We start from the raw sequence: 24,624 nt of genomic DNA on the forward strand, positions 1-24,624 counted from the left end.
TGAAGTTTTGAATCTACGGACCAAGCCAACGATGCTTCAGCACATGTCACCTCCTAGTTGCTCCGTTCCTTGCCTGGCCGCTTCTTAAGAAACGGCCTTAATCGACCTATCGGAAGCCTCATGGATAACTTTAATGTTATCAATAACTTAGAACACATTCTGAGGTTATCCTAAAGTTTGTTCTCAAGTTTGCCGATGTCGAATAGGGAACCTTATGAACGTTATGAACTTAAGCTTGCAGATCGCTCCAACTTTGACCCTCCAGCCCCCGCCCGATCAGTCTGAGAAGGAACGCAAAGTTCGACGGCCCCCCGATCAGGCCTCTCCCCCCTCGGAACACGAAATCCGGGAAAACGATTCCGCCGATTCCGACTTCGCGACCATTGACATGATGTTCTTCAATGCAGACGGCGTTCCCGTCGTGGTTCCCTTCCAATTCCATCCCTTGGCCGTCACCGCGGAAGAACTGAAGAATGTCAGCCTCAACAATGCCCGGGCCCGGCTCTCCGACTCCAAAATCACCCAGGATATTCGATTCGCCTACTCCATGGTCGATGGAAAACTGGCCATCTCCGGCGCGACGACGGCAGCAAGCTTTGCGCCGCAAGGTGGAGCCACGGTGGATTCGTCTCCCGGAGACGCCGTCGTTCGGCAGACGATCAGCTTCATCGACTTGAAGAGCCTCAACGACATCGCCACCACCTCCTTCCTGTTCATTCGACGACGGGTCCCCCCGATGATCCTGAACGACTCGATCCCCTCGGCGTTGAGGGCGAGGGATGCCTTGGACGAGATCGCCCGCTATCAATCCTCCAATTCCATCCAATCCAACCTCGACTCCAATTCACGGATGGTGGGTCTGCGGATGGCCGCGTTCGAAACGGTCAAGTCCCAGCTCGCCGACCTCCGGAGCCAGGTCCGCCCCCTCCTCCGGGCCGCAAGTTTCGTCGTCAACGGCGTAGGCTCCTCGGACGATTCCATCGTCAGGGGCGCTGCGGACAATTCAGCCGCGGAAGGAATACTAAACGTGGCTGTAAAACAGGTCGCGCGCCCGCATATCATCGAGTCGGACGCCGTCAGCAACGCCAACACCGTCCTCACCAGCCTCGGCGGGGGTAATCTCTACGGCAGCTTCAAGATCAACGGCTACACGATCCTCGTGGATACCCGTGACAATCCGGAAGACCGAGATACGGTCGGCGCCCCCGGATCGCCCTACGGCGTCTCACCGAACGACTTCACGACAAGCGAACGCAAGGCCATCGCGGCCCGGATGCGCACGTTGCAAGGTATCGCCGACCAAATCAACTACGGCCTCGAAGACCTGAACAAGAACGGCATCATCGACGGCCCCATTCAGATGTCGCAACTCGGCCCCAACCTCTACGGTTTCATCCGCGTGTCGGAGGATCGGATCGTCGATCCGAACGAATTCAGAACAAACTACATCGCCGACGATGACAAGCTGGAAAGCTCGCGGAACCTCGACGGGATCGTGACCACCCGTGCCGAACGTATCGGCGTAAAGGCCTCCATCCGGAACGGACGCCTTCGGCTTGAAAGTCTCGACCCCGCCCGGCGAATCACGCTGGAGAACACGTCCTCCCTCGGAGAAGGGAACATCATCCATCAGCTGGGGCTGACGTACAAGGACGCCCACCAAATCATCGAGAGCGACGAAACGGCTCTCACCTACAACAACTTCTCCTTCAAGAATTCCGTTCAGGATGAGCAGCGTTCCATCGTGGTTTCCGCCGGCACGCGCCGAAGCGAATACTCCACCACCATCACCGACTTCCAGACCGGCCTGGACCTGCTTCTCGAAGGCACTTCTCATTCGGTCAAGATCCCTGTCACCCGAACGGGCTCGCTCAATCAGGGCACCTACATACGCGGAGCCAACAGCTACACGCGCTACTCCTCGGACACCGTCAATGAGCCGATCGACGACGTGGTCCGCAACCTCATTCGATACGGGGTGATCCTTCCTACGGAGTCGGACCGGCTCTCTTATGACAATGAGACTCTGACCACGCGGTTCACGGCGAAGAACCTGTTGGAATCCGTCCGCACGTTCATTTCCACCTACAACGATACGATGCGCACAATCAATGATCTCCTCGCGGGGAACCGTGCGCTTCTGGATGATCCCACGCTCGAATCGGTTCGCACCGATCTGGTCAGGGGCGCGGAGTTTCCTGTGGGAGTGCTGGACAAGAATCAGGATGAACTCAAAGAAATCGGCCTCGAGAATTCGAAGCCGGAGAAGATGACCTTCCTCGAAACATCCGTCTTCTCCCTTCTCCAACGACTCCGGCTCGGCCCTGCCGCCGGGTCGAATGTGCCAAAGGGTGAGCGCTCGATCTTCGCCAAACTCGACTCCGTGGGGATCACCTCCCTTACGGATGATTCGCTCAAACTGGACGAACAACGTTTCCTGTTCGAAGCGAGCTACCGCCCCGACCGGATCCAGGATCTATTCATCCCCGAAAACGCACCCGGAGTCGCCGACCGACTGGATGAGATTCTGCGTCGATTCACGAAGGATGGAACGGGGGCGATCGATCTCCACCTCACCCAGTTCCAGCGAATCCTTGACAGGCCGGAGGACGCGCGACGGCTGCCCCAGGAGGCCGGACGCATCCAATCGCTCCGGCTCAAGGGCGGGATCCTCAAGGACCTCCTGGTCTAGGTATGCTCGACGCGGTCACAAGTTGCGCTTTTCCTAACGGTGGTAGCCGCACCCTTTACGGGTGCGTCTTCGGACGCGGGCATAAAAGCCCGCGGCTACCAGCCAACGCCATTTCGGGTGCGGTGGGGTTGGCAAAAAAGTTCAAATTGTGACCGCGCTTGGTATAACCATCTTTGTGCCCGACGGCCCCCATCCACAGGAGCGTGGATGGGGGCGCGTCTTAGACGATTGCCGACTACCCGAGAAGCGTGAGCACGCTTTGGGAGAGCAGGTTGGCCTGGGCCAGGAACGCCATGCTGGCCTGGCTCAGAATCGATCTCGATGTGAACGCCGCCACTTCCGTCGCGAAGTCCACGTCTCGAATCTGCGAGAGCGATGCCGTCAGGTTCGTGTTGGTGTTCTCATCGCCCTTCTGCGCCTGGATGTAGGTGTCCTGGGCAGCGCCGAGCGCCCCCCGGAAAAACGACAGCGATCGAACCGCCGCATCCACGGAGGTCATCACGCTCTTGGCCGAGGAAATCGAAGAGAACGTGCCTAGCTGGAGCATGCCGGAGTTGGTCGCGGTGCCCGTGACAATGCCACCAGCTACGCGCAACGAATTCTCCACCGAAGAGACGCCGTTTCCGAAGGACAACCCCGAGAGGACGTTCGCCGACGGTCCCAATGCGAACTTCAGCCCGGGGAGCGTCAAGCTCGTGGTGATCGACGCCAGTGAACCCGTCCCGCCGGAGGAGTTCGTCGTCGACAGCAACTGGATGCTCCCGTACTTTGTCGTGCTCAGCACACGCTGCATCTCGCTCTTGAGATTCGTGAATTCCGTGGTCAAGCCCACACGTCCCGCCGAGTCCACCGTTCCATTGGTCGACTGCAGCGCAAGGGTGCGGAGCTTGTTCAGGATATCCACAATTCCCGATGTCGCCGAATCCGCAATCTGGATCAGCGTCACGGCCTCCGCCGCATTGCGGCCGGACTGGGCAAAGCCGATCGCATCCGCGTTCAACTTCTGAGAAATCGAGAGGCCGGGAATATCGTCCGACGGCCGGACAATCCGAAGTCCGGACGACAATTTCTGAATCGAGTCTTGAGCCGCCCCGAAGTGGCGGTTCAGGTTCAGGGTCGCATTGAGCGCCCCGATGTTGGTATTGATCCTTGTGCCCATGGTGTCACCTCCTTATGATCACACGCCTTCCGACAGCTCCAGGAATGGGCGCAGACAGTTCCGAAGGTGCGGACCGCTTTCCTCCGTCGGTCCGGCACTGTGCGCCTCCCCGGCTGAACGCAATGGCGTTGGCACTTACATCTTGACGTATTCTTTTTCAGGTACGGTCGAAATCTACATCTCTGCCTCCTTTTCTATCCGAGCAACTGCAGAACGGATTGATTCAGCAGGTTGGCCTGGGCCAGGAAGGCCGTGGCCGCCTGCTGCAAAATGGATGCTTGAGTAAAATTCGCCACCTCGGATGCAAAATCGAGGTCTCTCACCTGGCTCAGCGCGGCGGTGACGTTGAATCCCATGTTCTCGTCCGCCTTCGAAGACACGCCCAGGGCGTCCTGGGTGCCCCCCAGGGCTCCCCGGAAGAAGGACAGCGAACGAATGGCGGCGTCGACGGATGTAATGACGCTTTTTGCGGCGGAGACCGAGCTGAGCGTCCCGTAGAGCAGGTTCGACGTGCCTCCGGACACCCTCATGGAGTTCTCAATGGAAGATACGCCGTTGATGAAATTGACCGGCATCATCTGATCCGCACTCGGTCCCAACGCAAATTTCACACCCGCCAGAGTCAAACTGGTGGTCAGCGCCCCGGTGGATCCGGATCCTCCCGCGGAATTGGTGGTCTTGAGAAGAACGATGTCACTGTAGCGCGTCGTATTCATGACGCGTTGGATCTCACTCTTCAAGTTTGTGAACGCCGCGCTCAGGCCCGTCCGACCCGCCGAATCGACCGTCCCATTCGCGGCCTGGAGCGAGAAAACCCGGATCTTGTTCATGATGTCGACGATATCCGCCGCGGCGCTGTCGGCGATCTGGATCACCTCGATGCCTTCGCTGGCGTTCCGTGCGGATTGCTGGAAGGCCATGGCATCGACGCGAAGTTTGACGGAAATGCCGATGTACCCCGGATCGTCCGCCGCCTTCATGATGCGGAGCCCCGAGGAGAGGTGTTCGAGCGAGTTCTGCGCGCGCTGGTTGTGCCGGTTCAGATACAGAGCTGTATCCAGCGCGGCCAAATTGGTGTTCAGACTGATCAACGCTTACCTCCCTGTAAGCTGGTCCGCCTATGGGCGGACTCCTCTCGCCCCGAATCCTTTCGGAGCGTTCTTCCATCGGGCGCGTCCTAGGTGGAGCTGGCCGCTTCCCTTTCTCCTAGCGCAATTTCAGCCCGTATCGACACCATCGGAAGGATCGGTAGAAACTTTAGGGGAGGTAGGATCCCCGCCCCGGCGCGGGGAGGGGCGGCGGCAGGGGCGAGGCATGCCTCGCCCCTACTGCTCGTTCTCTCGAATGAGACTCATGAAACGGACAAGGCGCTCATCCGTTTCCCGGAGCCTCGAGCACAGAGAGCGGGCGATATTGAGAACCAGGTGAAAGGCAAAACTGGAGTGGTTTGCGAGAAATTTCTTCAATTCGTCTTCAGGAAGGAATTCGCAAATGGTGGCTTCGGACGCAATGATGGCGGCAATGGTGGGCTGCCCGTCCAAGAACGACATCTCACCGAAAAATTCCCCGTCGCTGAGATAGGCGATGACCTCGGGACCCGACGATCCCCTCTTTTTCACCACCCCCACTCTCCCATTTCGAATGAAATAAATGCCCCCACTCATCTCTCCCTCTTCGATGATGGACTGCTTGCCCTCGAAGAAACGCTCCTGGGAAAGCTGGAGGATCTCTTCGGACTCTTCAGGCGTGAGTTTTCTGAAAATGGGGTGGTTTTGGAAGAACCCCTTTCGCTGAATCAAGAACCGGCTCCCATAATCTGAAGTAGACTCTCCACTGTTCTCGCCATCACGTCAAGCGCCGGGGCGGGATACACGCCTAGAAAGAGCACCAGGACGGCCAGAGGCGCCAGCGTGAGGATTTCCAAACGATCCACATCCGGAAGACCGGCAAATTTCGGATTCAGCGGGCCAAGAAACACCCGCTGGAGGGTCCACAACACGTAGGCCGCCGTGATCACAATGCCAAGCACACTCACCACGGTCAGCCAGCGATACGGGCCGAAGGCCCCAAGGAAGCAAAGCACCTCGCTGACAAAGCTGCTAAGCCCCGGCAGGCCCAACGCGCCGAAAAATGCGAGGCCCGAGATCGCGGCGTATAAAGGCATGCGGACCGCCAGCCCTCCAAACCCGTCCAGGTCTCGGTGGTGGGCCCGATCGTAGATCACGCCGACCAAAAGGAAGAGCATCGCCGTGACGGCTCCATGATTGAACATCTGGAGGAGGCCGCCGTTCAGTCCGTGTGCGGTGAAGGACGCCATCCCCAGGGTGGCGATACCCATGTGGCTGATACTCGAGTACGCCACCAGTTTCTTGAAATCCTTTTGGGCCATGGCGCAAAAGGCGCCGTAGATGATGTTGATCACGGCGAGGGCCGGCAGCACGTAGATCTCCTTCGAGAACCAGAAACTCTCCTCGGGAAGCATCGTGAAGTTGATCCGGTAGAGGCCGTACGTCCCCATCTTGAGGAGAACTCCGGCAAGGATGACGCTGACGGCGGTGGGCGCCTCCACGTGCGCATCGGGAAGCCAGGTATGAAACGGGAATAGGGGAATCTTGATCGCGAACCCGATGAACAGGAGAACGAAAATGAATTTCCAGAACGGCCCGTCGAAGGCGGCACGCTGGGCGATGATCTGCGTCATGTCGAAGGTGTGGGGTTGCGTGTTGAAGTAGAACGCCAGCATCGCCACGAGCATCAGCACACTCCCAAGGAGCGTGTAGAGGAAGAACTTGATGGCCGCGTATTCCTTCCGGGGCCCGCCCCAGATCCCGATGAGAAAATACATCGGCAGAAGCATCACTTCCCAGAAAACGTAGAAAAGGAAAAAGTCCAATGCGAAGAAAACGCCCAGCATGCCCGTCTCCAAAAGCAGGAATAGGGCAAAGTACCCCTTGGCGCCTTTTTGGATCGAACGGGAGGCCGGAATACAGAGCACACTGAGCAGACTGGTCAGGACGACCATCAGAATGCTCAGGCCATCCACCCCCATGAAATACTGGACATTGAAGGCGGGAATCCATGCGGCCTTCTCTACGAATTGAAGACCGGAACCATCGATTCCCGCCGCGGTGCGGTCGAACGCAGCGAAGAGCCAAACGGACAGAACAAGCGACGGTAGGGTGGCGATCTGGCTCACACCCCGGATCCATCGGATTTTTCCGGACGGAACCATGAGAACAAGGACCGCACCGGCCAGGGGCAGGAACGTGATGAGCGTGGGAAGGTGGTTTCGAATCATAGTCGGATTTGGAGCCATAGCACAAGAAAGACACCGATGAAAATGACGAAGACATAGTTTTGTACGACGCCCGACTGGACCAGCCGGAGCGCGCGTCCGAATCCGTCAAAGAGCCAAGCCGTGAGATTCACAGCGCCATCCACCCCTCGCAGGTCAACCGTTCCACTCGCGAAGGCCGTTTCCTTCGTCAAGCGCCCCGCTCCGTTGACCGCTCCGTCGATGACGTCGCGGTCGAAGGCCCCGAGTCCGTCCTTGAGATGAAGTATCGGCATGACTACCGCCCGATCGTAGGCCTCATCGACGAAAAAGCGTCCCTTGACCCATCGGACCAGTGCCGGGATCCATCGATCGGCCTGCGCCTGAACCTGCTTCCCGCGTCGGTGCACCCACCAAGCCGTCAGGATTCCCAACAGCGCGACGCCGGAACCACCGATGGCGGAGGCGACGACTCCACTCCCGGCCCCCCCGTGAGCTTCGGCGCCCGGTTCCAGGAAATCCTGCAAGAAACTGTGACCCAACCAATGGGGCAATCCGAGCCACCCACCCGCCGCCGCGCCGACCGCCAGAAACAAGAGCGGACCCAGCATCACCCAAGGGCTCTCGTGAATGTGGTGGTAGACGTGTGAGTTCCCCCTGAAGGAGCCCCCGAAAACCGAGAACATGAGCCGGAAAATGTAGAACGCTGTCAGGAAGGCGACCGCGAGCGAGGCGATCCACGTCAGCCGATCCGTCTGCCAAGCGCTCACGAGAATCTCATCCTTGCTGAAGAACCCCGAGAAGGGCGGCACGCCGGCCAGGGCAAGCGATCCGATCAGAAACACGGCAAAGGTCCAGGGCAATTTCCGAATCAGTCCCCCCATCTTCCGCATGTCCTGCCTGTCGTTTTCGTTCTCCGCGGCGTGCAGAGCATGAATCACGCTCCCCGCGGAAAGGAACAGCAGCGCTTTGAAGAAGGCATGGGTGGTGAGGTGAAACATCGCCGCACTTCTCGCATGCCCTCCCGCCGCCACGAACATGAGGCCCAGTTGACTCACGGTGGAATAGGCCAGAACCTTCTTGATGTCATTTTGTCCCACGGCGATCAGACCTGCCAGGAGGGCCGTGGCCAGACCCACGATGGCGACAAGGTGGGAGGCCGTGATGGCCACATCGTAGATCGGGGAGGCACGCACGACCAGGTACACACCGGCCGTAACCATTGTGGCGGCATGGATCAACGCGCTCACCGGCGTGGGGCCCGCCATGGCGTCCGGCAACCAGACGTAGAGCGGGATCTGGGCCGACTTCCCGGCCGCTCCGCAGAAGAGGAGCAGGCCGATGAGATTGGCGAGGAACGGAGTCGCGTACAATGCCGGCCCGCCTAGAGAGGCAAAGGAGAGGGGAGATACTCCCGCCCCGGCCTCCTGCCGCGACAGAAGGAGCACCGCCACAAGGAAACCGAAATCCCCGATTCGATTGACGATGAACGCCTTCATGCCGGCTTTCGCCTTCTGGATATCCGTGAACCAGAAGCCGATGAGAAGGTAGGAACAGAGACCCACCCCTTCCCATCCAATGAACATCATCAAGACGTTCTCACTGAGAACCAGGACGAGCATGAACGCAACGAACAAATTCAGGTAGGCGAAGTAGCGGGAGTATCCAGAGTCTCCCTTCATGTATCCAACCGAATAGACATGAATGAGAAAACTGACCCCGCTGACGACCAAGATCATCCAGGACGAAAGGGGATCGATCAGGAAGGCGAACTGAGCCGTGACCGGCCCGGCCCGCAGCCACGTGAAAAAGGAAATGATCTCCGAGGCACCGTGTGGAGCGCGCAGCACCGACTGAAACGTTCGAAGCGAAAGCAGGAATGACGCGAGCACCGCCCCCGGAGCCACCACGGAGACGAAACGGGGCCCGAGCTTCTTCCCGAACGCGCCGCAGAGGATGGCTCCCGTCAAAGGGGCAAGAACGATCCAGATTTCGGGATGCATCCCTACCCCTTCAATTCCCGAACTTCATCCGCATTGGCTGTGCGAACCTGGTGGTAGATCGCCAACGTGGCCGCGAGCACGACCACGGCTTCGGCGGCCGCGAGAAGGATGACAAAAATCGCCGCGACCTGACCTTCGAGTGGAACTCCTCGGAGCTTGGCTGCGGCCGCAAAGTTGAGCGCCGCCGAATTCAAGATCAACTCGACCCCCATGAGCACACCGACCGCGTGCTTTCGGCGGATCACGCAGAATCCCCCAAGGAGAAACAGGCCGGCCGCCACCATCATGAAATGGTGAGGAGGGATCACTCCGGTTTCCCTTCGGGGCGGAGCTCTTTGCGAACCAGTATGACGGCCCCCAAAAGCGTGATCACCATAACCAACGAGATCAGTTCGAAGGGAAAGAGATACTGTCCCACGAGGGCGTTTCCGATCTCTGCCGTTCCGGCATCGGTTTCGGGCCGGCTCCCGCCTGGAGGAAGCGCCCGGGTCACGCGCCAGAGAACGAATCCGAGGCCCGCCATCACCAAAACGGCCGGGAACGTGGTCAGCGCACTACGAGAAACCTGGACATCATAGGAATGCCGCGTGAGCATGACACCGAACAGCACCAGAATCTGGATGCCCCCAACGTAAACAAAGACCTGGACCCCCGCGAGGAATTCAGCCGACAACAGGATGTACAGGCCGGCAACACCGGCGAAGGTTCCAAAGAGAGCGAACGCAGCTCGGACGATATTCCGACTGAAGACCACGACAGTCGCCGTTCCCAGTGTAAGTGCGACAAGGGCAGAGAAAATGATCTGTTGCGCACTCATTTCGGGATTGTCCGGGTCTTATGTCCGCGCGGATTATATCGGGGGAACCCCAAACGTCAACCCACGTGGCTGACGCGCCGCGTCATTCCGGCGTGAATCCCAATCACCACTCCGATCGCCGTCCGTGTAGCGAAGCGAAGGGGACGGAGGATCGATTAAACTCAACGGGCTGATGGAGCATGCAAGCCGGCCACAACCGGAGCATCCGCGTGCTATGGGAAACATCACCTGTCCATCAGATTGCAAAGTTGCCTATTTATTCGGCACTCACGGAAATCCCGTCCAGCCAAAGTGATGCGATCAACGTCCCGGTCTGGTTATTCACAGTCTATCCACTTTTTCTGTGGAGAACTTCTTGGCTCTCCCCCATAATTTTTCCCATTCGCTCGCCTTCAATCTTGAAATGTCGAGTCCCAACCGACTTGCTTCCGATTCCATGTATTGAAAACGCTGCACAAACCGATTGACCGTTCCATGAAGCGCCGATTCGCCGTCTACTCCCCAGAATCGACCCAGATTGATGAGCGTAAAGAAAAGATCTCCCAATTCCTCCTCGACACGACGCTTTTTCCCATGCTTCAATTCATGCTCAAGCTCGCCGAACTCCTCTTTCACCTTCCTGAGAACACCGCGTGAGTCCTTCCAATCGAAACCCAGCCGGGCCGCTTTCTCCGAAACTCGTCTTGCCCTCATCAGCGCAGGCAGCGCCCTCGGAACGGAGGCCATCACAGACCGACCGTTTCCCTCCCGCGCCTTGGTGCGAGCCCACTGCTTGAGAACTTGATTCGCGGTTCGGAGCCCGGTTCGTTTGAACACGTGTGGATGACGGCGAACCAATTTGCTCGACAGCGCATCGGCCACGTCGTCCACATCAAACCATTTCTTTTCCCACGCCATTTGAGACAGGAAAAACACCTGATATAGCAGATCTCCCAACTCCTCCTTGAGGCCTTCTCTCTCTGCTCGCGACACAGCGGTATGCACACTGCGCTTCCGGCCGCCTCTGTGATCCTGTTGTCCGCGGTGACGGGAAAATTGTTCCAAACACTCGACTACCTCATAAGCTTCCTCAACCACATAGGGGCGTAAAGAGGAAAAAGTCTGTTTTCGGTCCCACGGACATCCTCCCACCGTGCGGAGTCTCCGCGAAACACGCTTCAACTCCATCCACGGATCGCGCTTCTTACGCCGCGACATTCTTCCTCCGCCAGACGAACAGAAGGACAGTCGCCGCGACGCACATGTAGGCGAAGACGTCTCCGAAACGGACGTAGAAAGTCCCCACGCCTTTGGTGCGGATTTCATTCAACAGGATTCCCTCTTTCTGGAGCGGCAACGTGCTCACGATCTTGCCGGTTGGCGCAATAAATGCCGATATCCCGGTGTTGGCGGCTCTTGCCATATCGGTCCTTGCTTCGACGGCGCGGAATGCAGCCATAGCCAGATGTTGGTAGGGCGCGCTGGTCGGACCGAACCACGCATCATTCGTTATGATGACCGCGAGGTTCGCCCCCTTGCGAAAAGCCTCTCGCGTAATCTCAGGGAATATGGATTCGTAGCAGATCAAAGGCGCCACCTTGAAGGGTTGGGCCTCCAAGAGTCTCATGTCGGTCGCCGATGAAAAGTTTCCCGCCACCGCGGATATTTTTTCGATGGGCAGCCACCGGGTGAGCGGCACGTACTCTCCGAACGGAACGAGATGCATCTTGTCGTATCGACCACCCACCTCCCCTTCGGCGGACATCACAAAGGCACTGTTGAAGAAAAATTCCATGCCTCCGGCCTGCCTGGCGCTCAGCGCCCCGAAGATCATCGTTACGCCGTGCGTGATCGCCATCTGCCTCAGGCTCAACTGGGCCTCGCCGCTCAGGTTGAAATAGTACGGCACCGAGGCTTCCGGCCAGATTACGATTTTCGCGCCGGCCGCCACCGCCTCCCGGATAAGCCGCTCGTAGATCTTGAGCGTTTCCTGTCGGTACCCGGGAGTCCATTTGACCGCCTGGTCGATGTTTCCTTGCAGAACCGCCGCTTTCACGGTCGGTCGATCGGACGCCAAAGCTTCAACGTGCCCGATGCGGACCCACCCGTACCCGTAGACCAGCGCCAGAATCACTCCGACACACAAGGCCTCCGCCCAGAGGGACCGTTTCTTCCCCGTGGCCCACCCTTGGTGTAGCAGGACGTTCACGGAAACCAGGAGAAAGGACACCCCATAGGGCCCGGTAATCTCCGAAATCTGGATCCACCGAACATGTTCGAACTGGCTGTATCCAAGGATCATCCACGGGAAGCCGCCGAGGGGCACGTAGTTCTTCACCCATTCCAAGGCCGCCCACACCACCGGGAGTGCGACCAAACGAGCCCAGGCCGGATCGTCCTTGAGAGCGGACGCGAACCAGGTGAATACACCCACGACGAGCCCCAGCCATCCCGCCAGGAGGATCAGCGCAAGGAGGGCGATTGGAATGGCCACTCCTCCGTAGAACTCGAGCGTGTAAGGGATCCAGTAGATGATCGTGCACCAGGCGGCCGTCCCGAACAGCCATCCCCATCGAAACGCCTTCGCTCTCGGCATCCGATGGGCCAGGTCGAGCAGAGGCACCAGGCAAATCCACGCGAACCCCGCGTACCCGAACTTGGGGAAGGTCAGAAAGAACAGGAGCACGAACAGCATCCCGCTGACCCATTCCCGACCCAGGCGCCCCTTCATGCGTCAGCCTTCAGTTCAATGCCCAAGGACGAACCAGCCCCGTCGCCGAACAAGAACTTCCTTTCCCGGGGGTGGGATGAGATTGACGCGGTTGTCGCCGGAGGGGATGCAGCCCATGCGCACGGGGCTTGCGCACGGAGTTAGGCCGACTTCTTATCTTTCTTCTTGTCCTTCTCGGCCTGGTCGGGCTTGGCGGGAGGGGTGCGATCCACCAGTTCGAGGAGAGCCTGCGGGCTGTTGTCGCCCTGCCGGTTATCGATCCGGAGGATTCGCGTGTAGCCGCCCGGACGGGAGGAATATCGCTTGGCCAGATCGGAGAATACTTTCGTGGTCGCCTCCTTGCTTCGGAGCGCGGAGAAGGCCAGCCGCCGGGCATGAAGGTCTCCACGTTTGCCCCACGTGATCGCTTTCTCGGCGAGCCGTCGCACTTCCTTCGCCTTGGCCACGCTGATGTGGAGACCCTCGTGGAGGAGCAGCGAGACCGTCAGATTCCGGAGCATGGCAAGACGGTGCGACGTGGGCCGTCTCAGCTTGCGATGTCCTACGCGATGCCGCATGTCCGGTCGACTTTCTAGTTCCCCGCCGCCTGCATTTCCATCGGAGAAGCGGACTCCACCATCATCTCGGTTCCGGGAATTTTCATTCCGAGCGAGAGTCCCATGCCCGAGAGGATTTCCTTGATCTCATTCAACGATTTCCGGCCGAAGTTCTTGTGCTTCAAGAGCTCCTCTTCCGTCTTCTGGACGAGTTCGCTGATATACCGGATGTTGGCCTGCTTGAGGCAGTTCGCCGACCGGACGGTGAGCTCGAGTTCATTGATGCTCTTCGAGAGGCTCATCATATATTGTGAGCTCTGGCTGTCCGTGTCATTGCCCTTCTTGGACCCAAGGTCCTTTTCTTCAAACGTAATAAAAACAGCCAACTGCTCCTTGAGGATTTTGGCCGCGTAGGCGATAGCTTCCTCCGGCTTGAGGCTGCCGTCCGTGGTCACCTCCAGGGTCAGGCGGTCATAGTCCGTCCGCTGGCCCACGCGCGCCGGTGTAACCGTAAAATTTACCTTCTCGATCGGCGTATAGATCGCATCGAGTTGGATCGTCCCGATCGCCTGAGTCTGCTTCTTCATGACCTCGGCCGGCAGGTAGCCGCGTCCCATCTGCATTTCGAGCTCCATTTCGAGTTTCCCGCCCTTATCGAGCGTGGCGATATGCTGTTCCGGGCTGAGAATTTCCACGGAGGAATCGACCTCGATCTGCTTCGCGGTGACTTCACCCGGACCCGACGCCTTGAGGCGCCCGATCTTGGTCTCCGACGTGTGCATCTTGAGTTGGATGCCCTTCAGGTTGAGCACCAAATCCGTCACGTCCTCCACCACGCCCGGGATGGTGGAAAATTCATGCAGCACGCCTTGAAGACGGATCGCGGTGATGGAAGCCCCTTGAAGGGACGAAAGCAGAACGCGCCGGAGGGAGTTCCCCAGCGTGATCCCAAACCCTTTCTCCAGGGGTTCCACGACGAATTTGCCGTACCGGTCGGTCAGCGTCTTGTCGTCCGCCACCATGCCTTTCGGCTTGATGAGTTCTGTCCAGTTCCTCTCGATCATGCTGAGCCTCCTTTGTCCGCCTCGGCGGGCCTACCGTGAATAAAATTCGACGACATGCTGCTCTTCGAAGGTTTCCGAAATGTGCTCTCTTCGGGGCAGTTCCTTCACACGTCCCACCCGCTTGTCCTTGTCGCTCTCGAGCCAGTCGGGCACCGTCTTCCGAGTGGAGAACTCCACCGCTTCCCCCCACAGGGGCATCTCGCGGCTTCCATCCCGGATCCGAATGACATCCCCTTCTCGGACGAGATAGGACGGCGCGCTGACCTTGCGATCATTGACCAGGATGTGACCGTGCGTCACCACCTGCCGCCCCTGATTTCTCGTCTTGGCGAATCCCAGACGAAAGAGCACATTGTCCAGCCTCCGCTCCAAAAGCATCAGGAGCGTTTCCCCGGTCACACCTTTCTTCCTCAGTGCGTCCCTGAAAAACTTTCGGAATTGGCGCTCCATCATTCCGTAGGACCGCTTCATCTTCTGTTTCTCCCGGAGGCGGATGCCGTAGTCCGTCGCCTTGAGCCGGGATTGCCCGTGTTGCCCGGGCGGATAGGGGCGCCTTTCGTACGAGCACTTGTCCGTGTAGCAGCGATCCCCCTTGAAGAACAGCTTCACACCCTCGCGGCGGCAGATGCGGCAAACGGATCCCGTTGTGCGTGCCATGGGCTAGACCCTCCTCCGCTTCGGCGCGCGGCAGCCGTTGTGGGGAATGGGGGTCACGTCCTTGATGTAAAGAACGTGGAGACCGGCCATCTGAAGGCCCTGGACCGCCGCTTCCCGGCCCGGGCCCGGCCCTTTGACAAGGACGGAGACTCTGCGCAGCCCGTGGTCCATGGCCTTCCGACCCGCCACTTCGGCTGCTTTGGTGGCTGCGTACGGGGTGCCTTTCTTGGTGCCGGAAAAGCCGGCCGTTCCCCCGCTCGCCCAACTGAGCACATTTCCCTGGGGATCCGTCAGGGTCACCAGAGTATTGTTGAACGTCACGTTGATGTGGGCCACGCCGGCGGGAACGTTCTTCTTCCCTTTTTTCTTCCGTCGGGGAGCCGGCGCACCCTCGGGGGCTGCCGCCTTCTCCCCGGCCTCAGCCTGGCCGGGTGCATCCGGTGAGCCGGATTTCCGGCCCGCTCCCGATGCCTTTTTTTCCGCCGCTTCCGGCCTGGACCCTTTCTCGGCCTTATCGGTCTTCTTCGGTTTTTCAGCCTTTTCTTCAGCCATGATTTCTCCGGTCGGCCGTCCCTCCCGCCTCTGCGGCAGGATTTCAGCCGAAATGTTCCCTATCCTTTCTTCGAGCCCCTCGGCTTGCCGCGTCCTGCCACGGTCTTTCGGGGACCGCGTCGAGTTCGCGCGTTGGTACGCGTTCTTTGACCGCGAACCGGCAGGCTGCGCATGTGCCGCAGGCCCCTCCAGCATCTCAAATCGATGAGCCGCTTGATGTTCATTCCCTCTTCGCGCCGCAGGTCGCCCTCCACTTTGTAGCCCGTTTCGATCATATGACGGATCCGCGCGATGTCTTCACCGCTCAACTCCCTCATCCGCTTGTTGGGATCCACCTTCGCAGCCGCCAAAATATCGGCGGAAAGTTTCGGTCCGATTCCGTAAATGTAACCCAACGCGACTTCCACGCGCTTGGCGTCAGGCAACTCCACTCCAGCGATACGAGCCATTCCGATTTACCCCTGTCGTTGTTTATGTTTTGGGTTCGAGCAAATCACCCGGAGGACATTCCGGCGTTTCACGATCTTGCATTTCTGGCAGATCTTTTTCACGGAAGCCCGGACCTTCATCTTCGGCTCCTCAAGACTGCCTTCCAATAATGCGACCCCGCGTCAAGTCATACGGGGACATATCGATGACCACCTGATCGCCCGGAAGAATCTTGATGTAATGGAGGCGCATTTTTCCGGACATGTAGGCCAGAACCTCCTGGCCGGTTTCCAATTGCACGCGAAACATGGTGTTGGGAAGCGCCTCTTTGACCGTACCCATAAGTTGAATGCCCTCAACCTTAGCCATTACCTCGGAACCTGAGTCAGAATCTCCGGCCCGTTGCTCGTGATCGCCACCGTATGTTCAAAATGGGCCGAGAGGCTACCATCTTTGGTCCGAACTGTCCAGCCGTCCGGCTCCACGCGCACCTCGCTGCCTCCCGCATTCACCATCGGTTCGATCGCCAGCACGAGACCCTCGGTCAAGGGGACACCCTTCCCGGCCTGCCCGTAGTTCGGCACCTGGGGGTCTTCGTGGAGTTGGCGCCCGATCCCGTGGCCCACGAACTCCCGCACCACCGAGTACCCTCGCTCCTCCACGTAGGCCTGGATGGTATGCGAGATGTCGAACAGTCGATTGCCCGTGCGCGCCTTCTCAATTCCCCTGTAGAGCGATTCACGCGTCGAGTCCACCAGCCGGCGGATCTCGTCCGAGACCTCGCCGATGATGTAGGTAAACGCCATGTCAGCATAGAAGCCGTTGTGGATCAGCCCACAGTCAACTCCTACGATGTCCCCGGCCGTAACTTTCTTGTTCCGATTGGGAATTCCGTGAACGACTTCGTCGTTGATCGACACGCAAAGGGAGGCCGGGTATCCCCGGTAGCCCTTGAACGCCGGCTTGGCCTTGTGCTTCACGATCCAGTTCTCCGTCTCGCGGTCCAGATCAAAAGTCGATACCCCTTCCTTGACCCACTGTCCCAGCTCTTGGAAAAGCTCGGAAAGGAGCCGGCATCCGTCTCCGATGACTTTCAACTCATCCTTTGATTTCAGATCAATCACCGGAATACCTCGAAAACGATCCCGCCTTCCCCGGACCGACCCAACCGGCGCGGACACGCGCTCCCTGCCGGCGATTTCCTGGTTTTCCATGCCGTTCCGTCAAACCCATCACGACGCGGCGGCTTCGGCCTTCGGCGCTCGCCCCGCCATGATCTCGACCAATTTCGCCTGAACCGAATCGATGGGGCCGTCGCCGTCCAACCGTCTCAAAATCCCCGAGGCTCCGTAGTATTCGGCCAGAGGCTCGGTGCTCTCCCGGTACACCTTGAGTCGTTCCCGGATCACATCTTCGCGATCGTCACTCCTCTGAATAATCTCCGCCGCGCACTTCTCGCATTCGGCTCCCTTTGCCGACGGTTTGTAGAGGATGTGGTACTCGGCTCCGCATGCCTTGCAGACACGCCGACCCGTCAGGCGCTTCACCAGAGCCTCCTCGTTCACCTCGATCAGCATGACAAAATCCAACGGCCTCCCAATACCCTTCAGCATGGAATCCAAGGCCTCCGCCTGCGCGGTGTTTCTTGGAAATCCGTCGAGGATAAAACCCTGCGCGCAGTCCGATCGCTTGAGCCGCTCTTCGATGATACCGACGACGATTCCATCCCGGACGAGTTGGCCGCGATCCATGTACATCTTGGCCTCAACGCCGAGCCTTGAACGCCGTTTGACGGCATCCCGCAACATGTCGCCCGTGGAAACCTGGGGCACGGAGTATTTGGCCGACAGCATCTTGCTTTGCGTCCCCTTCCCGGCACCCGGCGGTCCCATCATCACCAGATTCAATCCGCACCTATCCCCGACGGCCTTTCAGTCGGCGCCCTTCCAGAAAACCCTTGTACTGCCGGACCAGGAGGTGGGATTGGACCTGCTGGATGAAATCCAGAGCCACGCCCACAACGATCAGGAGGGCGGTTCCTCCGAAGTAGAACGGCACATTGAATTCCCGGGCCATGAAGGTCGGCAGAAGAGAGATCAAGGCCAGATAGGCCGCACCGCCCAGCGTAATCCGGCTCAGGACCGCGTTGATGTATTCCGCCGTCTTTCTACCCGGCCGGATCCCCGGGATGTAGCCGCCATATTTTCGGAGGTTGTCCGCCACGTCCACCGGATTGAAAATGACGCCCGTGTAGAAAAAGCAGAAGAAGACAATCATGAGAATGTAGGCGGGGGTATAGAGGAACTTCCCCGGCGCAAAGGCGCCGAAAATCATTTGCAGCGCGGGATGCTGGGAGATCTGCGCCGGGTACGCCATGAAGGCGAGCAACGCCGAGGCAAAGATCGGGGGGATCACGCCCGCCACATTGATCTTGAGCGGAAGGTGGGTGTCCTGTCCCTGAAAAACCTTTCGTCCAACCATGCGCGTAGGGTACTGCACGGGAAGTCTTCGCTGCCCCATCTCCACAAAGACAATGAATCCGATGGACCCCACGATGAGCAGGAGGACAAGCAATGCCACCAGGATTTCCATTTCCCCGGTCTGGATGAGACGGAACATGTTCGACGTGGCCGAGGGAATTCTTCCGACGATGCCGGCAAAAATGATGAGCGACACGCCGTTGCCGATTCCCCGGTGGGTAATCTGCTCGCCCAGCCACATCATGAACAATGTGCCGGCGGTCAGGGTGATCAGCGTGAGGATGCGGAAACCCCACCCGGGATGGAGCACAATCGGCTGCCCCCCCGGCGCGCTTCCGCGCTCCATTTGAAAAATCAGGAAGGTGCCCTGAACAATGCAAACCAGAATCGTGCCGTAGCGCACATACTGGTTGATTTTTCTTCGGCCTTGCTCACCCTCTTTCTTCAACGCTTCGAGTTGAGGGATGACTTGGGACAAAAGATCGGCCGCAATGGAGGCCGATATGTACGGCCACACGCCCAGGGCGAATACGGACAGACGGGAAAGGCCACCGCCGGTGAACACGTCCAGGATGCCCATCAGCCCACCGCCCTGGGCTTGGAACCAAGCCGTGAGCGCCGTGGCATCCACCCCCGGCGTCGGCACGTGGATCCCCAGCCGGTAGACCACAAGCAGACCCAGGGTCACCAAGAGCTTCTTCCCCAGCTCGGGAACCTTGGCGACGTCCAGCAGGGCTTCCTTCATCCTGAGATGACCTCCGCCTTCCCTCCGGCCTTTTCAATCGCTTCCTTTGCGGTCCGGCTGAAGGCGTGCGCCTTCACGGTCAATACCCGCTCCAACTTGCCATCACCCAGAATCTTGATCCCGGACCCGCCGCGTACCAGCCCCCATTCGGCCAGGAGTTCCGGCGTCACTTCCTTCGCCTCTCCAGGCACACGCGCAAGATCGGACAGATTCACAACCGCCGTCGTTTTGCGAAAAATATTCACGAATCCGCGCTTGGGGAGCCGACGATGGAGCGGGGTTTGACCGCCTTCAAACCGGGGATGCACGCCGCCACCGGAGCGGGATTGCTGCCCCTTGTACCCCTTGCACGCCGTGCGCCCGTGGCCGGATCCCAAGCCGCGGCCTACTCGCTTGTTTTTCGCATGGGAACCGGGGTTCCCCGTCAGGGTGTTAAGCATTTTCTTCCTTCACTTCAATCAGATGTCGGAGCTGCGCCACGATGCCCTGGGTGGACGGGTTGTCCGGCAACACGACACTCTTGTCGATGCGCGTCAGCCCCAGGCTCTTCAGCGCCCGCTGATGGCGGGGAATCGTGCCGCTGAGGCTCCGCCTAAGAGTGAGCCGTAGTCGTTTCAACTTTTCTCAGCCTTTCACGCAGTTTCGGCCGAAGGGCATACATTTCCTCGGGACTTTTCAGCTGGGTCAGAGCATCCACGGTGGCCTTGACCAGATTGTGCGAGTTGCTCGATCCCATGCTTTTGGTGAGAATGTTTTTCACTCCCACCGCCTCGAGGATGGCGCGCACGGCGCCGCCGGCGATGACGCCTGTGCCCTTCGACGCCGGCTTCAACAAAACCTTGCCCGCGCCGAAGTGGCCCAGAACTTCGTAGGGGATCGTCCCCCCCACGAGCGGGATCTTCACCATGTGCTTCTTGGCCTTTTCCAGCCCCTTCGAGATGGCGTCCGGAACTTCGTTGGCCTTGCTGAGGGCGAATCCGACGCGGCCCTGCCCGTCACCCACAACCACAATGCAGTTGAAGCTCAAGCGCTTGCCACCCTTGACCACCTTGGCCACTCGGCCGATGTGCACGATTTTTTCTATAAATTCATCCGCCACTCGTGTCCCGCTCCTTCAGCGCTAGAACTTCAACCCGGCTTCGCGCGCGGCATCCGCCAGCGCCTTCACTCGGCCGTGGTAGAGATACCCATTGCGATCAAAGACGACTTGCTTCACGCCTTTTTCCAGGGCCCGCTTCGCCAGCAGGGCGCCCACCTTTTTCGCCGCATCGACATTTCCCCCGTGCTTGGCTTTCCCCTTGAGTTCCTGCACGAGGCTGGATGCCGCTACAAGAGTTTTCGAGGTCAAATCATCCACGATCTGCCCGTAAATATGTTTGTGGCTGCGATACACGGTGAGGCGGGGCCGCTCCAAGGTACCGGACACATTCTTCCGGATCCGCCGCTTCCGTCGGGCGCGCTTGTCTTTCTTGAGGGTGTCCTGGCCCATCCTACGCCGCTTTCGCCACGGTGGCCTTGCCCACCTTGCGCCGGATGATCTCCCCGGCGTATTTGATCCCTTTTTCCTTGTACGGGTCCGCGGGGCGCGAATGTCGAATCACCGAGGCCAACTGTCCCACGTCGTGGCGGTTGGCTCCCGATACCGTAAGGGCGTTTCCCTTTTCCACTTTCACCTGGATTCCCTCCGGGATCGGAATTCGAACCGGGTGGTTGAATCCCAAGGTCAGGATCAATTCCTTCGCCTGGACTTCCGCCTTGAAACCCACGCCGCTGATTTCGAGCCCGCGACTGAAACCCTGCGAAACGCCGGTGACCATGTTGGCCAGTTGGGCCCGCGTGGTGCCGTACAACGGGGCCAATTCCTTCGACGGTGAATCCGGTCTAACCATGACATTGCCGTCCGCCACCTGTACCTGGATCCCCGCCGGGATGGTATGGTTGAGCTTTCCCTTCGGCCCCTCGACCGTGCAGACACGGCCCTGGACCGAGAGCTTTACGCCTTGGGGAATGGGGATGATTTTCTTGCCGATGCGGGACATGCCTCACCATACCTCGCATAAGTATTCGCCGCCAATCTTCTGCCGCCGCGCGTCGTCATCTGTTACGAGTCCGCGCGAGGTCGAAAAAATACCGATGCCATAGCCGCGGCGAACGCGGGGAATTTCCGCATGCCCCAGATACACCCGCCGGCCCGGCCTGCTGATCCGCCGGATCTGCTGGATGACCGATTGCTTGCCGGGCCCGTATCGCAGGAAAACCCTCAACATACCGAAACGACCATCATTGACGGCCATGAATTTCTCGATGAATTGCTCTCGCTCCAAGATTTCCGCCAGATGAACCCGCAGTTTCGAGACGGGAATCTCGACGAAGGTCCGGCGCGTGCGGACGCCGTTCTTGAGCCGCACAATCATGTCCGCTACAGGATCGCTGACCACGGCTACCAGCTCGCTTTCACCACGCCGGGAAGTTCGCCCTTCGACGCCAGCTTCCGGAAGCAAAGACGACACATGCTGAACTTCCGAATATAGGCCCGCGGACGCCCACACAAGGGACAACGGTTGTATGCCCGGACCTTGAACTTGGGCTTCATCCGGGATTTGAGTCTCAGACACTTCTTCGACATGGCAATCAACTCCTTTGGAACGGAACACCCAGTAGAGCCAGAAGCTCCCGGGTCTCGGCCGAGCTCTTCCCGGTGGTTACAAACGTCACATTCATTCCCCTGGGCTTGTCGATCCACTCGAACTTGACTTCCGGGAAGATGCCCTGTTCGCGGAGGCCGAGGGTGTAGCTGCCGCGCCCGTCGAAAGACTTGGTCGAAACGCCCTTGAAGTCCCTCACCCGCGGGAGGACAATGCTTACCAGCCGGTCCAGGAATTCGTACATGATATCCCCGCGGAGCGTGACCCGGCACCCGATGGATTGGCCTCGGCGGATGCCGAAATTCGAAATCGATTTCTTGGCACGGGTAACCACGGGTTTCTGGCCGGTGATCGCGGCCATCACCTGGGTCATGTTCTCCAGGGCTTTTGCGCCCTCAGCCTTCTTGGCCTCACCGATGCCCGAGTTGAGCACGATCTTGCTTAGCCGGGGCACGGCAAAGAGATTCTTCGCCGCCAACTGCTTCAAAAGCTTTCCGGCGACCTCCTTCGAGTAGAGCTGTTTCAATCGCGCGGTCATTTGTCCAGTGTCTCCCCGCATTTTGCGCAAAGCCTGACTTTGCCCCCATCGTCCAGCAACCGTACCCGCGTGCGGACGCCCTTCCCGCAACGCGTGCAATACAGCAGGACGTTTGAGATGTGGATGGGGGCCTCCTTCTCCACAATGCCACCCGGCTGCGTCTGACTGGGACGGGTGTGGCGTTTCACGATATTGACCCGCTCCACGACGACTCGATCCTTTTTCAGCAGCACCCGGAGAACCTTGCCGGTCTTGCCGCGGTCTTTTCCCACCTGAACGGCGACCACGTCGTCCCTTCGGACATGACCCGGCTCAAATTTGGCCATGCCTAGAGCACCTCCGGAGCAAGGGAAACGATCTTCATGAATTTGAGTCCTCGGAGCTCGCGCGCCACCGGTCCGAAGATGCGCGTGCCCAAAGGTTCATTATCCGTCCCCACGAGCACAATAGCGTTGTCGTCGAATCGAATGGTCGTCCCGTCCCTTCGCTTATGTTCTTTTCGGGTCCTCACCACCACGGCCCGGACGACTTCGCCCTTTGTAAGTTTCCGTGTGGTCTTATCCTTGTCGGTTCGTCGCGTCATGAGTTGCGGAATGGCTTCCCGCACGGAGATCGTGATGATATCCCCGATCCGCGCATAGCGCTTCTTGGCGTAGCCGACCATCCCGATGCACTGGGCCTTCCGGACACCCGTGTTGTCGGCCACCTCCAGAATGCTCCGGCGCCCGATCATGCGGCCGCTCCGCCTTCCGGCGCGGGAACTTCCCCGGCCGCGGACCCGGCCGTATCCGCCACGATTTCACCACCCTTCTGGATCACTCGCAGCACCGCCCAACGTTTTCGCTTGCTGATCGGGCGGGATTCCCGGATTTCCACGCGATCCCCCACCTTGCACTCGCTCTTTTCGTCGTGCACCAGAAAAGATTTCCGGCGGCGGAGGTACTTTCCGAACACCGTATGCATCTGCGTCCGGGTGACTTCGACGGACACGGTTTTCACCATGTTCGCGGAGACGACGACCCCTTCCAGGATGCGCCTATTTTTCTGCATGGGCCGCTTTCTCCTTTTGTCTCATGATGGTCAGAATTCTGGCTTTGTCCCGCCGCAGGAGGCGCCCTTTGGCGCTCGCCGGTCCACGGCGGCCTCGGGCTTCCAAACGGGCCTTGAGCATGTCGTTGCTGATGTCCTGGAGCTTCTTTCCCAGCTCATCACCGGTCATTTCTCTCAGCTCCCTCGATTTCAAACTCATAGCGTATCCGCCCTCGCGATGAATTTCGTCAGGACCGGCAGCTTGCTCGCCGCCAGTCGGAGCGCCGAAACGGCTTGGGCTTGACCTACGCCTTCGACCTCGAAAAGGACTTTTCCGGGTTTGATGAGGACATACCAACCTTCGATATTCCCTTTGCCTTTTCCCATACGCGTTTCGAGCGGTTTCTTGGTGAAAGGCATGTTCGGCTGCACCCGGATCCAAAGTTTGCCGCCCTTCCCCATGGCGCGAATGATAGCCACGCGACCCGCCTCGAGCTGACGATCCGTGACGTGACCGGCTTCCACGGCTTTGAGCCCGTAGGCGCCGAAGGCCAGATTCGTCCCCCCTTTGGCCACACCGCCGACCTTCTGGGTGTGGTAGAACCGGAACTTCGTCCGGCTAGGCTGCAGCATTCACGGCCTCCTTCTTGGGCGCCTGCAGCACCTCCCGCTCCAACACCTCTCCCTTGAAGATCCACACTTTCACGCCGATGACGCCATATTTCGTGTGGGCCTCGTGCACGCCGAAATCGATATCGGCCCGGAGCGTGTGGAGCGGAACGCGGCCTTCCCGATACCACTCCCGGCGGGCGATTTCAGAGCCGCCCAGCCGGCCGGCGCACATGATCTTCACCCCGAGCGCCCCGTATTGGAGCGCCGTCCCAATCGCCTTGCGCATCGCCCGGCGGTAGGAGATCCGGCTCTCGAGCTGGCGCGCCACGGATTGGGAAACCAATTGGGCGTCCGTCTCCGGACGGCGCACTTCCCTCACTTCCACTTCCACCTTAACGCCCTGCTTCTTCTCGATGATGTCCTCAATTTTCTTGCTCTCCACCCCTTTCTTCCCGATGACCATGCCGGGCCGGGAGGTGTGGACGATGACCTTGGGCGATCGCCCCGAGCGTTCCATCTCCACCTTGGAGATCCCCGCCGTGGACCACTCCCGCTGGATGATGTCGCGGATGAACAGATCCTGGTGGAGCCAGGTCGCATAGTCCTTCTCGGCATACCAGCGTGACGTCCAGTCCTTGACGATCTTGAGACGGAAACCGATCGGGTTGACTTTTTGTCCCAT

General features: G+C 59.2%; 34 protein-coding genes. 1 reads left to right on the forward strand and 33 read right to left on the reverse strand.

Going from position 1 to position 24,624, the window contains the following annotated elements:
- The first annotated feature begins 235 nt into the window (after nucleotides 1-235).
- A complete protein-coding gene (gene fliD, locus HYT87_02550; protein MBI2058628.1) occupies nucleotides 236-2,692 on the forward strand; it encodes a flagellar filament capping protein FliD in 2,457 nt (818 codons plus the stop codon).
- A 235-nt stretch (nucleotides 2,693-2,927) separates the two neighbouring features.
- Here the strand turns inward: fliD and HYT87_02555 are convergent, their stop codons facing one another.
- The 33 genes from HYT87_02555 to rpsC all read right to left on the reverse strand — a co-directional run bounded on the left by HYT87_02555 (nucleotide 2,928) and on the right by rpsC (nucleotide 24,624).
- Nucleotides 2,928-3,851, reverse strand: coding sequence for a hypothetical protein (locus tag HYT87_02555; GenBank protein MBI2058629.1), 924 nt, complete (start codon nucleotides 3,849-3,851; stop codon nucleotides 2,928-2,930).
- Nucleotides 3,852-4,045: 194 nt separating this feature from the next.
- A complete protein-coding gene (locus tag HYT87_02560) occupies nucleotides 4,046-4,942 on the reverse strand; it encodes a hypothetical protein (protein ID MBI2058630.1) in 897 nt (298 codons plus the stop codon).
- Nucleotides 4,943-5,176: 234 nt separating this feature from the next.
- The gene (locus tag HYT87_02565; GenBank protein ID MBI2058631.1) at nucleotides 5,177-5,650 is read right to left on the reverse strand and encodes a cyclic nucleotide-binding domain-containing protein; all 474 of its coding nucleotides are present in this window, start codon (nucleotides 5,648-5,650) and stop codon (nucleotides 5,177-5,179) included.
- Nucleotides 5,647-7,149 carry an NADH-quinone oxidoreductase subunit M gene (locus HYT87_02570; GenBank protein ID MBI2058632.1) on the reverse strand — a complete coding sequence of 501 codons (1,503 nt, stop codon included), beginning with the start codon at nucleotides 7,147-7,149 and terminating at the stop codon, nucleotides 5,647-5,649. Before HYT87_02570 ends, HYT87_02565 begins: the two co-directional genes overlap by 4 nt.
- Nucleotides 7,146-9,128 carry an NADH-quinone oxidoreductase subunit L gene (gene nuoL / locus HYT87_02575; GenBank protein MBI2058633.1) on the reverse strand — a complete coding sequence of 661 codons (1,983 nt, stop codon included), beginning with the start codon at nucleotides 9,126-9,128 and terminating at the stop codon, nucleotides 7,146-7,148. Before nuoL ends, HYT87_02570 begins: the two co-directional genes overlap by 4 nt.
- Nucleotides 9,129-9,130: 2 nt before the next feature.
- On the reverse strand, nucleotides 9,131-9,415 hold the full coding sequence (gene nuoK, locus HYT87_02580; protein MBI2058634.1) for an NADH-quinone oxidoreductase subunit NuoK: 285 nt from the start codon (nucleotides 9,413-9,415) through the stop codon (nucleotides 9,131-9,133).
- Between the two features lie 17 nt (nucleotides 9,416-9,432).
- Entirely contained in the window at nucleotides 9,433-9,945 is a 513-nt protein-coding gene (locus HYT87_02585; GenBank protein ID MBI2058635.1) for an NADH-quinone oxidoreductase subunit J, read from the reverse strand.
- Nucleotides 9,946-10,266: 321 nt separating this feature from the next.
- The gene (gene mazG / locus HYT87_02590) at nucleotides 10,267-10,917 is read right to left on the reverse strand and encodes a nucleoside triphosphate pyrophosphohydrolase (protein ID MBI2058636.1); all 651 of its coding nucleotides are present in this window, start codon (nucleotides 10,915-10,917) and stop codon (nucleotides 10,267-10,269) included.
- A gap of 211 nt (nucleotides 10,918-11,128) precedes the next feature.
- Entirely contained in the window at nucleotides 11,129-12,655 is a 1,527-nt protein-coding gene (gene lnt, locus HYT87_02595; protein MBI2058637.1) for an apolipoprotein N-acyltransferase, read from the reverse strand.
- Between the two features lie 140 nt (nucleotides 12,656-12,795).
- Complete coding sequence (gene rplQ / locus HYT87_02600) at nucleotides 12,796-13,212, reverse strand: 50S ribosomal protein L17 (GenBank protein MBI2058638.1); 417 nt, start codon at nucleotides 13,210-13,212, stop codon at nucleotides 12,796-12,798.
- 14 nt (nucleotides 13,213-13,226) lie between these two features.
- A complete protein-coding gene (locus tag HYT87_02605; protein MBI2058639.1) occupies nucleotides 13,227-14,255 on the reverse strand; it encodes a DNA-directed RNA polymerase subunit alpha in 1,029 nt (342 codons plus the stop codon).
- Between the two features lie 30 nt (nucleotides 14,256-14,285).
- Entirely contained in the window at nucleotides 14,286-14,912 is a 627-nt protein-coding gene (gene rpsD, locus HYT87_02610; protein ID MBI2058640.1) for a 30S ribosomal protein S4, read from the reverse strand.
- Between the two features lie 3 nt (nucleotides 14,913-14,915).
- Nucleotides 14,916-15,464 carry a 30S ribosomal protein S11 gene (gene rpsK, locus HYT87_02615; protein MBI2058641.1) on the reverse strand — a complete coding sequence of 183 codons (549 nt, stop codon included), beginning with the start codon at nucleotides 15,462-15,464 and terminating at the stop codon, nucleotides 14,916-14,918.
- Nucleotides 15,465-15,523: 59 nt separating this feature from the next.
- Nucleotides 15,524-15,913, reverse strand: a complete 390-nt coding sequence (gene rpsM, locus HYT87_02620; protein ID MBI2058642.1) for a 30S ribosomal protein S13 — start codon at nucleotides 15,911-15,913, stop codon at nucleotides 15,524-15,526.
- A gap of 6 nt (nucleotides 15,914-15,919) precedes the next feature.
- Complete coding sequence (gene rpmJ, locus HYT87_02625; GenBank protein ID MBI2058643.1) at nucleotides 15,920-16,033, reverse strand: 50S ribosomal protein L36; 114 nt, start codon at nucleotides 16,031-16,033, stop codon at nucleotides 15,920-15,922.
- A gap of 10 nt (nucleotides 16,034-16,043) precedes the next feature.
- Nucleotides 16,044-16,262 carry a translation initiation factor IF-1 gene (gene infA / locus HYT87_02630; GenBank protein ID MBI2058644.1) on the reverse strand — a complete coding sequence of 73 codons (219 nt, stop codon included), beginning with the start codon at nucleotides 16,260-16,262 and terminating at the stop codon, nucleotides 16,044-16,046.
- A complete protein-coding gene (gene map, locus HYT87_02635) occupies nucleotides 16,262-17,017 on the reverse strand; it encodes a type I methionyl aminopeptidase (protein ID MBI2058645.1) in 756 nt (251 codons plus the stop codon). The genes infA and map overlap by 1 nt, the downstream gene beginning before the upstream one ends.
- A gap of 108 nt (nucleotides 17,018-17,125) precedes the next feature.
- Complete coding sequence (locus HYT87_02640) at nucleotides 17,126-17,800, reverse strand: adenylate kinase (protein ID MBI2058646.1); 675 nt, start codon at nucleotides 17,798-17,800, stop codon at nucleotides 17,126-17,128.
- A gap of 7 nt (nucleotides 17,801-17,807) precedes the next feature.
- The gene (gene secY / locus HYT87_02645) at nucleotides 17,808-19,118 is read right to left on the reverse strand and encodes a preprotein translocase subunit SecY (GenBank protein ID MBI2058647.1); all 1,311 of its coding nucleotides are present in this window, start codon (nucleotides 19,116-19,118) and stop codon (nucleotides 17,808-17,810) included.
- The gene (gene rplO, locus HYT87_02650) at nucleotides 19,115-19,558 is read right to left on the reverse strand and encodes a 50S ribosomal protein L15 (protein MBI2058648.1); all 444 of its coding nucleotides are present in this window, start codon (nucleotides 19,556-19,558) and stop codon (nucleotides 19,115-19,117) included. The genes secY and rplO overlap by 4 nt, the downstream gene beginning before the upstream one ends.
- On the reverse strand, nucleotides 19,551-19,736 hold the full coding sequence (gene rpmD / locus HYT87_02655) for a 50S ribosomal protein L30 (protein MBI2058649.1): 186 nt from the start codon (nucleotides 19,734-19,736) through the stop codon (nucleotides 19,551-19,553). Before rpmD ends, rplO begins: the two co-directional genes overlap by 8 nt.
- On the reverse strand, nucleotides 19,711-20,217 hold the full coding sequence (gene rpsE / locus HYT87_02660; GenBank protein ID MBI2058650.1) for a 30S ribosomal protein S5: 507 nt from the start codon (nucleotides 20,215-20,217) through the stop codon (nucleotides 19,711-19,713). Before rpsE ends, rpmD begins: the two co-directional genes overlap by 26 nt.
- A 21-nt stretch (nucleotides 20,218-20,238) precedes the next feature.
- Nucleotides 20,239-20,607, reverse strand: a complete 369-nt coding sequence (locus HYT87_02665; protein ID MBI2058651.1) for a 50S ribosomal protein L18 — start codon at nucleotides 20,605-20,607, stop codon at nucleotides 20,239-20,241.
- A gap of 1 nt (nucleotide 20,608) precedes the next feature.
- Nucleotides 20,609-21,157, reverse strand: a complete 549-nt coding sequence (rplF, locus tag HYT87_02670; GenBank protein ID MBI2058652.1) for a 50S ribosomal protein L6 — start codon at nucleotides 21,155-21,157, stop codon at nucleotides 20,609-20,611.
- A gap of 3 nt (nucleotides 21,158-21,160) precedes the next feature.
- Entirely contained in the window at nucleotides 21,161-21,556 is a 396-nt protein-coding gene (gene rpsH / locus HYT87_02675; GenBank protein ID MBI2058653.1) for a 30S ribosomal protein S8, read from the reverse strand.
- Between the two features lie 2 nt (nucleotides 21,557-21,558).
- Complete coding sequence (locus HYT87_02680; GenBank protein MBI2058654.1) at nucleotides 21,559-21,744, reverse strand: type Z 30S ribosomal protein S14; 186 nt, start codon at nucleotides 21,742-21,744, stop codon at nucleotides 21,559-21,561.
- 5 nt (nucleotides 21,745-21,749) lie between these two features.
- Nucleotides 21,750-22,301 (reverse strand): 50S ribosomal protein L5, encoded by a 552-nt coding sequence (rplE, locus tag HYT87_02685; GenBank protein MBI2058655.1) that lies wholly within the window; start codon nucleotides 22,299-22,301, stop codon nucleotides 21,750-21,752.
- Nucleotides 22,298-22,627 (reverse strand): 50S ribosomal protein L24, encoded by a 330-nt coding sequence (locus tag HYT87_02690; protein MBI2058656.1) that lies wholly within the window; start codon nucleotides 22,625-22,627, stop codon nucleotides 22,298-22,300. Before HYT87_02690 ends, rplE begins: the two co-directional genes overlap by 4 nt.
- A gap of 2 nt (nucleotides 22,628-22,629) precedes the next feature.
- Nucleotides 22,630-23,034 (reverse strand): 50S ribosomal protein L14, encoded by a 405-nt coding sequence (gene rplN, locus HYT87_02695; protein ID MBI2058657.1) that lies wholly within the window; start codon nucleotides 23,032-23,034, stop codon nucleotides 22,630-22,632.
- Complete coding sequence (gene rpsQ / locus HYT87_02700; GenBank protein MBI2058658.1) at nucleotides 23,031-23,351, reverse strand: 30S ribosomal protein S17; 321 nt, start codon at nucleotides 23,349-23,351, stop codon at nucleotides 23,031-23,033. Before rpsQ ends, rplN begins: the two co-directional genes overlap by 4 nt.
- Nucleotides 23,338-23,550 (reverse strand): 50S ribosomal protein L29, encoded by a 213-nt coding sequence (rpmC, locus tag HYT87_02705; GenBank protein MBI2058659.1) that lies wholly within the window; start codon nucleotides 23,548-23,550, stop codon nucleotides 23,338-23,340. Before rpmC ends, rpsQ begins: the two co-directional genes overlap by 14 nt.
- Nucleotides 23,547-23,963 (reverse strand): 50S ribosomal protein L16, encoded by a 417-nt coding sequence (gene rplP / locus HYT87_02710; GenBank protein MBI2058660.1) that lies wholly within the window; start codon nucleotides 23,961-23,963, stop codon nucleotides 23,547-23,549. The genes rpmC and rplP overlap by 4 nt, the downstream gene beginning before the upstream one ends.
- Entirely contained in the window at nucleotides 23,950-24,624 is a 675-nt protein-coding gene (gene rpsC, locus HYT87_02715; GenBank protein MBI2058661.1) for a 30S ribosomal protein S3, read from the reverse strand. Before rpsC ends, rplP begins: the two co-directional genes overlap by 14 nt.

It is taken from the genome of Nitrospirota bacterium (assembly GCA_016180645.1).
Lineage (GTDB): Bacteria > JACPQY01 > JACPQY01 > JACPQY01 > JACPQY01 > JACPAV01.

Coding starts and splice junctions, on each gene's coding strand:
- HYT87_02585 (MBI2058635.1), bottom strand. CDS start 9,945: ATGAGTGCGCAACAGATCATTTTCTCTGCCCTTGTCGCACTTACACTG.
- rplE (MBI2058655.1), bottom strand. CDS start 22,301: ATGACCGCGCGATTGAAACAGCTCTACTCGAAGGAGGTCGCCGGAAAG.
- rpsK (MBI2058641.1), bottom strand. CDS start 15,464: ATGGCTGAAGAAAAGGCTGAAAAACCGAAGAAGACCGATAAGGCCGAG.
- HYT87_02665 (MBI2058651.1), bottom strand. CDS start 20,607: ATGGGCCAGGACACCCTCAAGAAAGACAAGCGCGCCCGACGGAAGCGG.
- HYT87_02605 (MBI2058639.1), bottom strand. CDS start 14,255: ATGATCGAGAGGAACTGGACAGAACTCATCAAGCCGAAAGGCATGGTG.
- HYT87_02555 (MBI2058629.1), bottom strand. CDS start 3,851: ATGGGCACAAGGATCAATACCAACATCGGGGCGCTCAATGCGACCCTG.
- HYT87_02690 (MBI2058656.1), bottom strand. CDS start 22,627: ATGGCCAAATTTGAGCCGGGTCATGTCCGAAGGGACGACGTGGTCGCC.
- secY (MBI2058647.1), bottom strand. CDS start 19,118: ATGAAGGAAGCCCTGCTGGACGTCGCCAAGGTTCCCGAGCTGGGGAAG.
- rplN (MBI2058657.1), bottom strand. CDS start 23,034: ATGATCGGGCGCCGGAGCATTCTGGAGGTGGCCGACAACACGGGTGTC.
- infA (MBI2058644.1), bottom strand. CDS start 16,262: ATGGCTAAGGTTGAGGGCATTCAACTTATGGGTACGGTCAAAGAGGCG.
- rplO (MBI2058648.1), bottom strand. CDS start 19,558: ATGCTTAACACCCTGACGGGGAACCCCGGTTCCCATGCGAAAAACAAG.
- HYT87_02570 (MBI2058632.1), bottom strand. CDS start 7,149: ATGATTCGAAACCACCTTCCCACGCTCATCACGTTCCTGCCCCTGGCC.
- rplQ (MBI2058638.1), bottom strand. CDS start 13,212: ATGCGGCATCGCGTAGGACATCGCAAGCTGAGACGGCCCACGTCGCAC.
- rpmC (MBI2058659.1), bottom strand. CDS start 23,550: ATGAGTTTGAAATCGAGGGAGCTGAGAGAAATGACCGGTGATGAGCTG.
- nuoK (MBI2058634.1), bottom strand. CDS start 9,415: ATGATGGTGGCGGCCGGCCTGTTTCTCCTTGGGGGATTCTGCGTGATC.
- rpsD (MBI2058640.1), bottom strand. CDS start 14,912: ATGGCACGCACAACGGGATCCGTTTGCCGCATCTGCCGCCGCGAGGGT.
- rpmJ (MBI2058643.1), bottom strand. CDS start 16,033: ATGAAGGTCCGGGCTTCCGTGAAAAAGATCTGCCAGAAATGCAAGATC.
- rplP (MBI2058660.1), bottom strand. CDS start 23,963: ATGCTGCAGCCTAGCCGGACGAAGTTCCGGTTCTACCACACCCAGAAG.
- rpsM (MBI2058642.1), bottom strand. CDS start 15,913: ATGGCTCGTATCGCTGGAGTGGAGTTGCCTGACGCCAAGCGCGTGGAA.
- rpsQ (MBI2058658.1), bottom strand. CDS start 23,351: ATGCAGAAAAATAGGCGCATCCTGGAAGGGGTCGTCGTCTCCGCGAAC.
- rpsC (MBI2058661.1), bottom strand. CDS start 24,624: ATGGGACAAAAAGTCAACCCGATCGGTTTCCGTCTCAAGATCGTCAAG.
- rplF (MBI2058652.1), bottom strand. CDS start 21,157: ATGTCCCGCATCGGCAAGAAAATCATCCCCATTCCCCAAGGCGTAAAG.
- nuoL (MBI2058633.1), bottom strand. CDS start 9,128: ATGCATCCCGAAATCTGGATCGTTCTTGCCCCTTTGACGGGAGCCATC.
- HYT87_02680 (MBI2058654.1), bottom strand. CDS start 21,744: ATGTCGAAGAAGTGTCTGAGACTCAAATCCCGGATGAAGCCCAAGTTC.
- lnt (MBI2058637.1), bottom strand. CDS start 12,655: ATGAAGGGGCGCCTGGGTCGGGAATGGGTCAGCGGGATGCTGTTCGTG.